The organism is Chryseobacterium sp. MYb328, from assembly GCF_037572595.1.
GTDB classification, from domain to species: Bacteria; Bacteroidota; Bacteroidia; order Flavobacteriales; family Weeksellaceae; genus Chryseobacterium; species Chryseobacterium pennae.
Genome location: NZ_JBBGZQ010000013.1, coordinates 1 through 15,076 on the forward strand (window position 1 = coordinate 1; position 15,076 = coordinate 15,076).

General features: G+C 36.4%; 9 protein-coding genes. 2 read left to right on the forward strand and 7 right to left on the reverse strand.

The features are described 5' to 3' along the window. The first annotated feature begins 694 nt into the window (after positions 1 to 694). Both WH267_RS13740 and WH267_RS13745 read left to right on the forward strand, forming a co-directional pair. The gene (locus WH267_RS13740) at positions 695 to 3,598 is read left to right on the forward strand and encodes a SusC/RagA family TonB-linked outer membrane protein (RefSeq protein WP_340008982.1); all 2,904 of its coding nucleotides are present in this window, start codon (positions 695 to 697) and stop codon (positions 3,596 to 3,598) included. A 16-nt stretch (positions 3,599 to 3,614) separates the two neighbouring features. Next, positions 3,615 to 5,510 (forward strand): SusD/RagB family nutrient-binding outer membrane lipoprotein, encoded by a 1,896-nt coding sequence (locus tag WH267_RS13745; RefSeq protein ID WP_340008984.1) that lies wholly within the window; start codon positions 3,615 to 3,617, stop codon positions 5,508 to 5,510. 102 nt (positions 5,511 to 5,612) lie between these two features. Here WH267_RS13745 and WH267_RS13750 read toward each other — a convergent pair whose 3' ends face one another. From WH267_RS13750 to WH267_RS13780, 7 genes are all read right to left on the reverse strand, one after another. Further along, a complete protein-coding gene (locus tag WH267_RS13750) occupies positions 5,613 to 6,185 on the reverse strand; it encodes a hypothetical protein (protein ID WP_340008985.1) in 573 nt (190 codons plus the stop codon). 16 nt (positions 6,186 to 6,201) lie between these two features. Continuing rightward, on the reverse strand, positions 6,202 to 6,726 hold the full coding sequence (locus WH267_RS13755) for a hypothetical protein (RefSeq protein WP_340008986.1): 525 nt from the start codon (positions 6,724 to 6,726) through the stop codon (positions 6,202 to 6,204). Then, complete coding sequence (locus tag WH267_RS13760; protein ID WP_340008988.1) at positions 6,723 to 9,473, reverse strand: COG1470 family protein; 2,751 nt, start codon at positions 9,471 to 9,473, stop codon at positions 6,723 to 6,725. Before WH267_RS13760 ends, WH267_RS13755 begins: the two co-directional genes overlap by 4 nt. After that, on the reverse strand, positions 9,466 to 10,266 hold the full coding sequence (locus WH267_RS13765) for a WxL protein host-binding domain-containing protein (RefSeq protein ID WP_340008990.1): 801 nt from the start codon (positions 10,264 to 10,266) through the stop codon (positions 9,466 to 9,468). The genes WH267_RS13760 and WH267_RS13765 overlap by 8 nt, the downstream gene beginning before the upstream one ends. Positions 10,267 to 10,369: 103 nt before the next feature. Continuing rightward, positions 10,370 to 10,948, reverse strand: a complete 579-nt coding sequence (locus WH267_RS13770; protein WP_123320974.1) for a hypothetical protein — start codon at positions 10,946 to 10,948, stop codon at positions 10,370 to 10,372. Positions 10,949 to 11,134: 186 nt separating this feature from the next. Continuing rightward, positions 11,135 to 13,480, reverse strand: coding sequence for a phosphocholine-specific phospholipase C (locus tag WH267_RS13775; protein WP_340008992.1), 2,346 nt, complete (start codon positions 13,478 to 13,480; stop codon positions 11,135 to 11,137). An 83-nt stretch (positions 13,481 to 13,563) separates the two neighbouring features. After that, positions 13,564 to 15,057: a SusD/RagB family nutrient-binding outer membrane lipoprotein gene (locus tag WH267_RS13780; RefSeq protein ID WP_340008994.1), complete on the reverse strand. Its 1,494-nt coding sequence runs from the start codon at positions 15,055 to 15,057 to the stop codon at positions 13,564 to 13,566. Between the last annotated feature and the right edge of the window lie 19 nt (positions 15,058 to 15,076).

The following is a 15,076-nucleotide window of genomic DNA, read 5'->3' on the forward strand; positions in this document are numbered from 1 at the left end:
CCGCCGCCAGTTTTTATTTTATTTTTAAAAATCCTTTATCGAAAGATAAAGGATTTTTTTTTGCTCTATACTCAAGAATCAAAATACTCAGAGATCCCAATACTCCAATACAATGGGTGATAAGCAATAAGTATTGAGTATTATCTATGTTTTGGCTAAAGCCCGTTTCTATTGAATGCTGAGCCTGTAGAATCCCTGCTGCTTATTTTCTGTTTACCGTGTCTTTACTTTTATCCCTCCATCCTTTATTTTATCAAGTTATATTTCTGGTATCATTGGACTCGTTTTTGTCATCCTGTAAGGATTATACCCTGTAAATAATATTCATTTTAATGAGTTGCAAGAAAGTTACAATGTAGCAGATCTTCAACGTCTTTGATCTCTACAGGATGCCTAAGGATTACTTGTGAACTAAAGTCTCTACATCTATTCTTCATTGATGATTGTACAGAAATCCCCAATTTTTTAAAATACTCATCAAATTCTTTTATTTATTTCTTTGCCACATTGTTGGTAAGCATTTTTTCATTCAAAAATTTTGTATTTCTATTAAAATTGTAATTCTTTTTTAATTTATAATATCATAACTTTCATTGTTTCAATGATATTTTTGAATTTTACGCTTGTTTTTTATTAGTGTGTTGTTAAATACTGCTAAAATATTATATTTGATTGCAAAATATTAAATATAATTATGAATAAAACAATAATTAAGGTGGGGCTTCTTTCAGCTTTATTCTTCTGCTTTACTGAATTGTCTGCACAAAATACAGACTCCACTAAAGTTGGGAAAATTGATGAAGTTGTTGTAACAGCCTACGGAGTTAAAAAGGAAAAAAAGAGCTTGGGATATTCTTTCCAGGATGTTAAAGGTCAAACACTGGTTGATGCCAAAGAAACTAATGTGACCAATGCTTTAGCTGGTAAAGTCGCGGGGCTTCAAGTTGTAAAAGGAGGTTTTGGACCTGCTTCTTCATCAAAGATAAATCTTAGAGGGTTTAATTCGCTTAAAGGAGATAATCAGCCTCTTATTGTTGTTGACGGTGTACCATTGAGTAATAGTGCGGGTTCAAAAGCCAAGCAGAATGATGGTTACTATAATAATGATTTCTGGAATCCGGATTTAGATATGGGAAATGGATTAGCTGATATTAATGCGGATGATATAGAGAGTATCTCTGTTCTTAAAGGAGGTGCAGCTTCTGCATTGTATGGATCCAGAGGGGGGAACGGGGTTATCCTGATCACTACCAAAACCGGGAAGAGAAAAGGAGGACTAGGGATTACTTACTCTACAAGTTTAGGCTTTGAAACTCTTTTTATGAAGCCTGATATGCAGCATAGTTTTGGTTTAGGGCTGAATGGGGTAGTAAATACTGCAACTAGTGATAATTCCAGTTCTTGGGGGCCTGCTTTGGAAGGAGCCAATATGAAAAGTTATGATAATCTGAAAAATTTCTTTAAGACAGGAATAAGCTCACAACACACGTTAAGTTTTCATGAAAATTTGGGAGAAGGTACCAGCTTATATACTTCAGCTAATTATTTAAATGATAACAGCCAGGTTCCTAACTCTACATTTGAGAGATTCAATTTTATGGCTAAAATGAACTCAAATTTTGGAGTGAATAAAAGATGGACTTCTGAAGTAAAGGTTCAATACATAAGCACAAAAGCCAATAACAGACCTTCAGGAGGTAAAGGAGAAGGTAATTATTATCCTAATATTCTTCTCATGCCCCAAAATATTGATATAAGGGATTATCGGGAAGGGCAAACTCAAAATGATATAAAGTCGCGCTGGATTACTCCTAATGGAATCAATCCTTATTGGTCTGCCTATAACAGCCTTAATGCAGATAAGAAGGATCGTTTCCTTTTGAATGGATATCTCAAGTATCAATTTAATGATTGGCTAAGTGGAGATGTAAGAGTAGGTACAGATTTCTATGCTTTAAATGCAGATGCAAGAGTCTGGACTGGATCTTCAAGAAGAAATTCTTATGCAACCAGTGAAGAAAAGTTTTATGAGAATAATTATATAGCAAGTCTTACAGCCAAAAAAGATAATTTATTTGGGAAATGGGGAGGATCACTTTCAGTCTATGGACAAATGATGGAAAGCAGAACAAAAGCCATGTATTTCAGTACCCAAAATCTAATTGTACCCAATGTATTTAGTGTAAATAATACAAGTGATATTGCGGGTATTGCTAATAACGAGATCGATTTCTGGAAGAAGATCAACTCTGTATTTGCCTCTGCAGAAATTAATTATGATGGGTATTGGTTTATCAATGCAACAGCAAGGAATGATTGGTCTTCTACACTTATTCTTGAAAACAGATCTTATTTTTATCCTTCTATCAGTACCTCTTTGGTCTTAACTGAAATGTTGAATAAGTTGAATGTAACTACTTCTAAAGTATTAACTTTTGCGAAGCTTCGTGCAGCTTATGCGGTAACTGGAAATTCTCTGAATCCTTACGAGTTGTATAATACCTATAAGCTTGGGGCAGATCCAAGTGGTCATGCTATTCTAGGCCGTAAGAAAATTCTTTATGATCCTAATCTACATGCTGAAAAGCTTAAAACGTTTGAAGTGGGTGCAGATCTTAAATTCTTCAACAGAGTTTCGTTAGACGTAAGTTATTTCAGAAATACTGCCACGGATCAATTAATAGATTTACCTATGAATCCACTTTCCGGATATGAGTACAAGAAAATAAGTTCGGGTGGGCTTAGTAATAGCGGAATTGAAATCGTTGTCAATACAGATATTTTTAAAAAGGAGAATTTTACATGGAATGTAAATGCAAACTTTTCTAAATTAAAGAGTGTGATTGACCGGATTGACGGAGAAGTTGTAAAATATCCTTTGGGAGGTTTTGATAATGTTGGTTTTTTTGCAGAAGTAGGTCAACCTTATGGGTCTATTTATGGAACAAAGTTTTTAAGAGTAGAAGATCCCAATAGCCCTCACTATGGAAAACTTATTGTAGATCTAAATGGTTTACCCAGGGCTACTGCTGAACAATATTATTTAGGTGATCAGACACCGAGAGCTTTGTTTGGAATTACCAATAGTTTTGTATATAAGAATTTCGGAGTTTCGTTCCTTATTGACGGAAGAATCGGAGGAAAATTCTATTCGTCTACCCAATCGGCATTACAGAAAGTTGGGCTTGCTTCTGACACGGCTCCTGGAGGAAGAAGGGATAATTTTGTTCTTGACGCAGTAGTACAGGAAAACGGAGTGTATACAGGTAATACAAAAGAAATTACACAGCAGGATTACTGGACAGCCGTGACGATTGGAAACTTAGGAATTACAGAACAGAATATTTACGATGCCACCAATATCAGGTTAAGAAATATTCAGGTTTCTTATAATTTCCCTAAAAGCATTTTTCAAAAGCTTGCATTGCAAAGTGCCAAAGTTTCCTTTACAGCAAATAATGTATGGATGATCTACAGTAAGGCGAAAGGAATAGATCCTGAATCTGTATTTGCGATCAATTCTAATGCTGTAGGATTTGAAAATCTGGCATTCCCTACTACAAGATCTTACTTATTTTCGATTACATTAGGCTTTTAACATCAATAATAACATTATGAAAAAATATATTTTATCCCTCATTGCATTAGCTGTAATCTGTACATCATGTAATGATTTTGAAGACATCAATAATGATCCGTTTTCCGTAGATATTAATAAGGCAGAACCAGAGTATTTTTTAAACAATTCTATTTTAGGAGCTCAACAGGATCCCAATATTGCAGAACGTACTTTTGTCCTTTATTGGAAAACTGCAGCAAGACAACATCTGACAACAGGAATAGCAGGTGGATCATATGATGATTCCTGGACTGTAGAATACTGGAAGGGAATTTCAGAATGGTTAAATAATGCCAATGCAACTATTGAAATTGCCAATGAAAAGAAAGCAATAGGCCAGGGCAAAGCTCACTATGATAATCTTATTCAGGTGGCCAGAATTTGGAGAGCTTATTTAATGAGTGAGTTTTCTGATAATTTTGGACCACAGCCTATTCAGGCATTTAAAGGAGTAAATCCTGGGTTTAATTCTGAAAAAGAGGTTTACTATTTTATATTAGATGAATTAAAAGATGCGGTAGCTAAACTGGATGTAAACCAACCTGTTCCTTCCAATCCAAATGCTTATGATATGGTATATGGATTTAAATGGGGGCAATGGGTAAAGTATGCCAATTCCATGAGAATGAGAGTTGCCATGAGAATTTCAGAAGTAGATCCGGCAAAAGCAAAAACAGAGTTTGAGGCGGCAGCTAATTCTAATATGTTCATCAGTACCAGTGATGATAATTTTAAAGTTAAAGAAGATACCGGATGGAATCCTTTATCAGGGGTAATGTCCAGGGAATGGAATTCACAGATTTTATCAGCTACTCTTAATAATATGTATATTGGTTTAGGGGGAATTAACTCTACAGATCAATTACCGGCTGCACAGCATACAGCTGTGAAAAATGCTGATTATATTGGTATAAGATATGATGAACAATTCTCCACAATGACCAATGATCCAAGTGCTGGATATTGGCTGGATGGGCTTCCAAACAAAATAGATCCGAGAGCTTATAAAACATTCTATATTCCAGGTGATTTCAACAACCCAATTTATTCCCTTTATCCCACGTATACCAATCAAGCTTCTACTAATAGTGGAGATCTTACATTTGCCAACGGTTCTAAACTAACAATCAATACGGTAAATACTTGGAATACGACGACAATAGGGAGCTGGGGAGTAAAAGGCCAGAGAAATGGGCTAAGAGGAGTTATTGGATGCATGCCGGCTTTAGGAAAGCAATATAGAGAAGGTAAAAACTTTAGAATTTTCTTTGCAAGCTGGGAAACTTATTTCCTGATGGCTGAAGCGGCACTGAAAGGATGGGCAGTTCCAATGAGTGATGATGCGGCCTATAATAAAGGAATCCAGGATAGCTTTGCCTATAATGGAGTATCCCAATTTTATACTCAGTATATTACCTCAACGGATTATAATCGTGATGGAACTTCTGTTGCTTATACTCACATTACAGAACCGGGAACCTTCCATACCATGAATTATAAAGATCCTTCCACAGGAAATATGGTTTCTGTTGATATTAAATATCCGGTAAATACTATTTACAAAAACGGGTCGGTGAAAAATGATAAGCTTACGAAAATCATTACCCAAAAGTATATTGCCAATATGCCATGGCTTCCATTGGAATCCTGGAGTGATCAAAGAAGACTGGGATTACCTTTCTTTGAAAATCCTGCGGTAGAAACGCCGTTGGTTAATTTACCTAACTTGAATTCAGGAAATTATATGACAAACTCTATTCAGAATTTTCCGCAACGGTTAAGATATCCAAGTACCTTCCGAAATACCGATCAGGACGGGTATACGAAAGCAGTACAGCTATTGGGTGGACAAGATGCTGTACTTACGCCTCTTTGGTGGGCGAAGCACTAATTTGACTATATTAAAAAAATAACCCTTTCTGAATATTGGAAAGGGTTATTTTTTTAATATAATGAGAAATCCTAAGGTTATTATCCTCAATGATCTGTTGCATCAGTTGGCAACTATCGTGAAAACTACTCGTGCACTATAGGTGCTGGCGGGAATTGTAACAGAAACACCGGATATCTGGGTATTTACTACAATTCCTGAATATGTGATGTGATTACCAATACCTAAAAGCCCGCTGAAAGTTATTGTTGATAAGGTGACATCTGTTGCCGATGATATGGGTATATAGGTAGTACCTCCGTTAATACTAACCGTACAACCAAGACAAAGACCAGATATACTGGCAGTTCCACCAACTCTTTTGGCAGAAAGCCCCAGGGAACTGTGCCAGGGATTGGAAACATAGCGCATAGTGATTTTTGCTCCTGAACTTGAAAGTAATTTAATAACGGAGTCAGGTATTGAACCGGATAATACTATTTGATTCGGTGCAGTATTGGCACTATTATCATAAGTTCCTGAATAGTTATTACCCGCTTCAGTAATAGCAGGTATACTGGCAGTCCAGTTTCCGGTGACATTTACTACCTGTCCCTTTACATAGCAACTGATTATTAAAAGAGAAATATATAAATATCTTTTTAAGATAATTTCTTTAAGAGAGTGATTATTCATGTTCATGGTTCAGGTTTTACTCTGTGATGGTATAGACAATGGTAAGCGCTGTACTGGGTCGTGCAGATAAATCTGTATAGGTACTGGGAACTAGGGAAATAGTAAGCCTATGCCCGTTATTGGCTCCGTTACCAGTATAAGCCCCTCCAATACCACTAATGATGGTAACAGGTGTATTGGTAAGAGTAACCTGAGCAGAAGGAGTTCCTAAGGTGCCACCACCAGCTCCGGATGCTGCCGCTGCCTGCAGTCTGATATTGACTCCCTGAATGAGGGTGCCACTAATTGCTGCTGTAATTCTCCTGGTAAGTCCTCCCGAAGTAATAGCAGAAGTATAGTTAATCCATTTTGAGGTATTTGGCGTTGGATTACCAATAGGATTTCCGGCTTCAGTAGGTGCTGTAAAGTTTAATGTAATATTTCCTGTTGGCTCTACATCCATTAAGGTCACAACAGGCAAAGTTAAAGTCACATTCGCCTGAGAATACAATAAACCAGAAAGAATAAAAGAAGTTAATAATAAGGAGCGTTTCAAAATCATTTCTTATTTTTTATTTGATTATATCCTACTTTTAAGGATTCCTGCTGATACTTAATTTCTATCTGTTGTTTAACAATCTGGATGCTGAGTTTTTTTGTTTCTGAAGGGTTTAAAGTAAATTGAAATTTATCATTTGAAATTTTATAACGTTTGTCAAGACCATTTCTGTACAGTTTGATAATCCACTCTCCCGGTCGCAGATAAGTGAAATCAAAATCTTCTCCTATAAAACAAATTTTACGATAGGTCTGCTCATTGCTGATTGCTTCTACAATGATGCTTTCTCTTTTGTTTCTGCCTTTCTTAGCTTGGAATGTTTCAATATCCGTTTGATTTTTTTCTTCTGTTTCAGAAAGTTGAATAGACCCCTGTATACTCGCTGCTGTAGTTAACCCAAAGTTAAAGATGTTTTCTTTGTTATTGAGAGGCAGTGTTGCAGGAAGAATAACCGTCGGAATGTCATTGATCTCTGTGGTAGAACGGTCTATTTCGAGGAAATAATTACCAGGAATAACGTTTTTAAAAATATAATTTCCTTCTTTGTCCGTAACAGATAAATAACTGCCCATCATTAATCTTATCCCTTCCGTTTTTTTGATACCAAGATTACTTACATTTCCGGATAACGAGACATACTCGGCTGTTCTTTGTACGGGGATATTAGGTCTCCATGTATACCGAATTGAGAATATGAAATCCTTGTCTCCTATTTGCCCTCTTTGTAATGTATATCTTCCCGAAAGATCAAGCTCATTTCCCGGAAATAGCTGCTGGTGAAACAGGAGCTCAAATAAATTCCGGTCCTTAAAGTATTCTTCGGGGATATAATTGTTTTGATAAAATATACTTAAACTGGTTTTATCAGAGAATTTACTGAAAACCCTTGCACCGTAATAGAATTGTTTTTGATTTAGTAATTGATATCTGGATGTGATGGCATAGCTCCCAAAAAGGCTGAAAGAGGTTTTGAATTTTTCAAATGATAAATTGGCTGAGTATAAACTTGAATTCCCACTGAAATCTGTCAGATAATTATCCGTTTTTCCGAATTGTCCTTCAACGTTAATCTGAAATATCCCGATCCGCTGATCTACAGAAACTCTGAAAAAGCGTTCATAATAATCAAACTGTTTAGGTTCTAAACGATCCTGATATTTTTGGTATCCATTATTAAATATTATAAAACCGTTGGACAGATATTTATACTGTATTCCATATTGGAAATATTTTCTGTAGGGAGCGGCCAGAAATAAGGTATCTCTCTGAAAATTTTTGGCATCCTGCATATAGTTGGCAAAAACATTGATCTTCTTCGATAGCTTGTACTGGATACTTCCGCTGAAGGTGTTGGTATTGGTAAAGTAACCGGCAAATTCAGGGCTTGCTTTCATATACATCAAATTCCCGTTGAACTTTGTAAAATTGATTTCAGCCTGTGCCATATAAGCTGTTCCCTCATTTTTCTTGGTTGTACTGTAAGCAAATTCCCCGGAAAGGTTGATATTCTTCGAAATTTTAAATTTTCCTTTAGTATAAGGTAGGTGAGCTTCAGTGTCTAATCTTGTGCTTCCAAAATCAACGTTTTCCGTTATAGGAGTTTTGTAAAGATATCCGACTGAAATTTCAGACTCCTTGCGGATTTTAAATGCTGAGTAAATATTAAATTCATCTTTAATATCTCTGAAAAATCGGGGATGATTATAAAAACCACCCAGACTTACCTTATTAAAATCATACCGGATTTCTGCGCCACGGCCATATCTTGCAAATTCAGTTAAGTACGAGGAAGAATATGTTTTATCACCCAAATGAATGAATAAATTATCTCTTTTATAATTCACAAAATACTCCTCATACTGAGTAAAAGTATTTAGCTCTATTGGATTATGTGTGACAGCATGAAATTCAATCTGATTTTTATTTTCCTTATCCAAACTTCCTTTACCATATATCTCACCCTGAAAGCCATCATGATAGATCCCCATATTCTTCATCCCGATAAAGGATAGGGAAGCAGCAATAGGAAGCCTGTGGTATATATCCATATTGGCAGGCTTCACAGATATAACCTGAGTACTGATATAGGCAGTCTGGTTTTCTTTAGGGTTTTCTTTAGAATATACCGAAAGATTTAGATTTTGAAATTCATTTTGACCCAGTTCCGGACTGGTTTTTTTATAGATGGAAATCACTTTGGATTCATTAGGTCCCAGAGTGATGGAGGAGGCATGATCAATGGTTGCATTTTTACTTTCCAGAATAAGATTTTCCGTTACATTTCCATTATTTTTTACAAGAAAAGAAGCATGAATGGTTTCTCCTGACCTTGTAAACTCAGGTGAATCCAGTACAGTAAGGGAAAGATTTCTATTTGCAGAAACTGTAATTTGTGAAACCTTTGTAAGAGATATTCCATTGGAACGGTCAGTCATATTTAAAATGACAGAATAGTTACCTTGCGTAGCTTCTGCTGAAATACGCAAAGGAACAAGATATACAGAAGCTTCATGGGGCGGGATCTGAGATTCTCCTTTTACCAGGATGGGAGAGATAAGCGGACTTGAAGTGGTAACTGAAATATCATATACTTTATTTTCAGATGAATTATTTTGAAGACTAAAGGGAATAGAAGTAGACATCCCCGGCATTAAGCTATCTTTTTTACTGACCAATCGGTGAGATTGCTGTTGAGAAAAAGCAAATAGCGGGAATAATATAATAGTAAATTGTGTCCAGGTTTTAATCATTTTTTACTTCTAATTCCACATTGAGCGCAAATGCGTTCTCATCTTCATCCGTTGCTATTACAGTAGCCTTGTACTGAGCAGAGGGTACTTTACTGATATCAATGTAAAATGTTTTGGAAGTAGAAGGCAGCAATCCCATCGTTAAACTTGAAAAAGTTCCTATCTTTTCTCCTGATTTACGATTATAAATTTCAATAGATGCTGTGGGCTTACAATAAAGATTTCCATGATTGGCTATTGCAATTTTTACAGTTTGCTTTCCTTCTTCTTTTTCTACTTTGATATTTTCGAATATAAGGTCCGGTTTGGCCTTTTCTGTGTCATAATCTGTAATCACCTGAATAGCATACCGTATAACAGAGGTAATGCTTACTCCAGGCTGTTTATCACTGGGTTTTATATCATCTACAGGTTCTACAATGATCACACTCCAGTAGCTGCCTGGATCTATTACCTGATCGGGAATGGTAATTTCATAAAAAACTTCTGTTTTTTCTTTACCTTTCAGTGTTACTAAATTTGTATTGAGTTTTATCCAGTCGCCATTGGTTCTTTTTTGAGTATGAAGTGCCGTGTAATTAATCGTTCCGTCAGCGTGATAAGTAAAATCCTGTAAAAATAATTTTACACTCTGAGGATTGGCTCCTGTATTTTCAATGGCTATTTTTCCTTTGTAAACTTGCCCGTTTTCTACTTTATAGGAATGCGTAAGCCCGTTAAGAACCACAATGCCGGCATGTAAAATGCTGAACTGCAAAATCATAGTGATTAAAAAAAGAATACGCTTTATCATTATGTAGGTGGGGAGTTTTATAATTAATCATACAAAAACAGGAAGAAACTGAGATCCAATTTCTTCTTGTCTTTGAAATATAGAATTGAATTTTATTTAAATACTAGTTATCTGATATTGTATAGGTAACAGTAGCTACAGTAGTTGCTGTTGCCTGAAGATCAGCATAAGCGGCAACACCGCCAGGTCCACTTCCTGCAGCAAGAGCATAAGTCAGGTTATGACCGTTATTTGCCCCATTTCCTGTATAGGCACTTCCGATACCGGAAATAATAGTCTGATCGGCAGCGCTTAATGTTAAAAGGCCTGCAGATGTTCCCAAAGTACCACCTCCTGAGCCAGTAGCTGCAGCAGCAGTTACGTGAATATCTACTCCAGGAATGATAGCATTAACCTTTACACTTACGTTACGGGTAGGATCTGCAACAGATTTTATAGAAGAATAGTTAAGCCATAAAGTGTTATTGGCGGCACTTGCTACAACAGGGTTTCCTGCTTCTGTAGGGGCTGCGAATCCTAATGTTATATTTTTCGTAGCAGCAGGCTCAATGTCTACCAGGGCAACTTCAGGGATAGAAATAGTAATTGTATGGCCATCCGTATTTGTGTCCTGAGCACTTAAGTTGCCGGATATAGCAGCTGCAATAAAAGACATTGCAATAGTTAATTTTAATTTAGTCATGATCTTAATATTAGTTAAGTGAAAATAATAAAAATCAACAAATTATGAAATAAATATATAATAATTTTTATATTGTTGATTATTTTTCTTTCGTAATGCAATATATTTGAAAAATATTTCACTTTTCATCTGTAAAAAATCCTGTACAAACGTACAGGATTTATAATGCTTTATAGGAAAAATAATTTATGCCCAGTGTGGATCTGAAACAGAGACCCTTCCTGTTTCTAGTCTTCCTGCAAAATGCCAGATATGTTCGTTTAGGGTCACTTTTAGATCATACCAGCCTTTAAATCGATTAAGATCAATGACTATTTTCTCCTCCTGTTTACGAATAGACACTGTTTTTTTATTTTTTTCATATAGATTTTCCAGGATAATATTTCTTTTATTACCGTTTTTGATAATCAGTTCAATCTGACCCTTTGAAGGATTATTAATTAAAATAACCTCTGATTCCGAAACTCCATTCCCTTTAAATTTCCGGAAGAAACCGTTTGGACCGAAAACTTCATAATCATAACCTCCTGATTGTACAGTAGAGTGAGATAATTCCTGTCCGGAATATAATGCATAAGAAAAATAGTAATGACTGCTATTGAATTGGGTTCTGTCATAAAGATGAAGAGGAACACCATTTTCCTTTAAGTTAGCCATTGTAATCTTGCCATCTTCAAGATTTACGTGGAAGTTATAAGGAAGTGGGTTAGAAGGTTTCAACCCTTTTTCCTGGATTTCCAGTAATTCATTCTTCAGTTCATTCTCAGAATACCATTTTAGTTGGGGAACAGGCTTATTTTTGGCTGCATTAATGGTTTTAGCATAATCTTTCTGATCCAGATAATCTATTTGCGGGGCAGCCTTGATATCAGGAGAATTAAAGGCGGAAATAAGATCACCACAAACGGCTCTTCTCCATTCGCTGATATTGTCTACATGAACATTTTTACTGAACTTCTTCATGACGAATTTTTCGAGAAACTGTAGAACAGAAGTATGGTCTGAGACTTCAGAATTTACAAAACCACCTTTCGTCCACGGAGAAGCAATAATCATAGGAACCCTGTAGCCAAGCCCTACTGTTCCTTCTGCTTTTTCATAATCCTTTAAGGTAGGATCAGACATATATTCCTGGGCTTTATCCACATATTCCACACCATTTTTTCCGTTGATATCAACCGGTTGGCTTGGATTCAGCGGAGGAGCAAAAGGAATAACGTGGTCGAAATAACCGTCATTTTCATCATAATTGATAATGAAGATCGTTTTTTTCCACATTTCCGGGTCTTTGGTCAGAATATTCAGAACTTCAGAAATATACCACGCTCCATACCATGGTGAACCGGGATGATCTGAGAAGTGTTCAGGGGCTATCAGCCAGGAAACCAACGGAAGCTTTTTCTCCTCCACATCTTTACGGAACTGAAACAGAACATCCCCTTTGGGAACAACCAGTCTTTCTCCGTTTTCGTCCTTTCCGATTTCCAGATTATGATAATCCGGATCATTTGAATTGGTGGTAAAAGCCTTTTCATGAAGGTTTTTCTCCATTGGAGAAAGCTTTGAATAATTATCCGGATGATATTTTACCTGATCTTCCTGAAGCTCTGCAATGATTTCTTCCAGCCTTTCTTTCTGAGCAGGCTTTTTCAGAATTTCCTGTTTCAGGGAAGCAATCATGTCAGGAATATGCTGATAATATCCTTTTGAAAATTTGACATTATATTTTGAAAACCATTCAATCGGATTATCTGTAAAGTTACTCAGCCATGCTTCCTGCTCACCGGATAAACCTTTGGGAAGACTTATTTCATTCTGATAAATACGCCACGATACATTTTGTTCCTCTAAAATTTCAGGGAAGCTTTTCCATTTTGCCTGTCTGGCTTTATCATAATCAATATCATCATTTACAACATTTGCTTTAGATTTACCGTTTTGCTGTTCTCTAAGAGTTCCTGACCAATGGAAAAGCCTGTTAGGCGTAGTTCCTGTCATTGAAGAGCAGAAATATTGGTCAAATATGGTAAAAGCATCTGCAAGCTGGTAGTAAAACGGAAGGTCTTCGCGATTGTAGTATCCCAGGGTAAGAGGAATATTTTTATAATTTTCATTACCTGAAGCTTTAGACTGAAGCCATTGGTCATACTTCCCTTTATTGAATGCCAGTTGCTGATTTTCCCATGAATGGGGCAGTGAACTCATCCAGGTTGATTTGGTATTTCTCAGATCCAGACGGGCTGGAGCGGCATATTTTCCGGTATTTTCCTTTTGGAAAAAAGCAGAGTGCCGATCCTGTTTGATGAAAGTTCTTTTATCCAGAAATCCCCGAACCCCTTTAAGAGTTCCAAAGGCATGATCAAACGAACGGTTCTCCTGCATCAGAATAACAACATGTTCTGCGTCATAAAAGGTAGACTGTGCAGCCGGTTCTATTGCTAAAGCCTTTATGATAGCAGGGTGTAAGATACCGGAGGTTCCTAATCCTGCTAATAAAATACTTGATTTTTCTAAAAATTCTCTTCTGTCCATGATCAATCGTAATAAGAAAGAAACCGCAAGTTAATAGGATTTTCCTGCGATTTCTTTGTTGGATATAAAAATAAATAAGATTTCTATTGTAGCCACCAGGGTTTGGAGCCGATATTATCATTTCCTCCATACTGAGCTGTAAGGGCAGCCTTTAAATTTGTGCTGTTATAGCTGTATTCAGACTGAGGATACCTGAATCTGAAAGGCGCAGGAACACCAGGTTTTAAAGGGTAATTGGGATATCCTGTTCTCAAATAATCATAATAAGATGTCCATTGTGACTGATGGAACATGGTCATGTATTTCTGAGTGATGATTTTTTCTACCTGTTCCTGTAATGGTGCAGAATCATTGTATACGACCAGAGGAGTGGCCAGATACTGGTTCACATTAAAACCTGTGAAATATTGTCCCGGATTTTTCACATACGTCTGATAGAAACTGAAACTTCCCTTGATGGCATTATCATAATGATTTTTTGCAGATCCCGAGATCCATCCTCTGGCGGTTGCTTCTGCCAGGATAAACTCCAGCTCAGAATAGCTCAAAATTGAAGATGGTTCGTTAGTAGGATCTTTATAGAAACGGTCATTTACTTTGGAGATATTTTTTGCCGTGATCAATTTTGCATTATCAGAATAAGGAGAAACAGGATCTCCTCCATTGTATCCGGTAAAATCTGTAATTGCTTTTCCTGCTTCTTTGGCACCGGTAGTTTGGGCTGCAAAAGTAAACAAACGAGGATCCTGTCTGTCTTTAAACAAATTAATGAAGTAATCTGCCATATATAAGCTGGATCCATATCCACTGTTGTTGAACATTGTATAGCGGCTGTCTGCAGCATCTGCAAATTTAAGTTCACCATTGTCTGAGATAGAAGTCATTAAAGGCTGGTTTCCTGCAATAGATGCAAATTCTGTAGCAATATTATAACTTCCAACTGTTGTTTTTTTAGATAATGTGATCAGGATTTTCAGACGGAATGAATTGATCAGTTTTTTCCATTTTGAAGCATCACCATTGAAGACAATATCACCTTCAATCTTATCATTGATATTGATCAGATCATTAGCTTCTTTTAATTCTGATAAAATTCCGGACATTACAACATCCTGGCTGTCATACTTTGGCTGTGTAATTCCTGATTCTCCTTTTACAGCTTCAGAATAAGGAATACTTCCCACTTTTAAGCTTGTATTAAAGAAATGATAGGACCTTAAGAATTTACCGATAGCCACATAGTTTTTATTCTTGATTTTCTCCGCTTCCTGCATCATTTTTACAGTGTTCAAAAGCGCTTTAGAGTACACTTCGAAAGAGGTTTCGTTCCATTTCATGTACTGGTATTTATTTTCCCCGTCTGTACCGATCATCATTCTGGAAGCATACATATTGTCACCATCCACCTGGAAGGTAGCTTTGGCAGCATAGGTTAAAAGATATTTTGGATCAACGCTGGCCTGGTCATTCGGGTTGTCATTGATCTTATCAAGATTAGATTCACATGAAGCTAATGTCAGGAGACCTGCGGCGAATACAGATTGTATCAGTCTTCTGACCTTTATATTATTTTTCATTGTATTGACGTACTTTTAA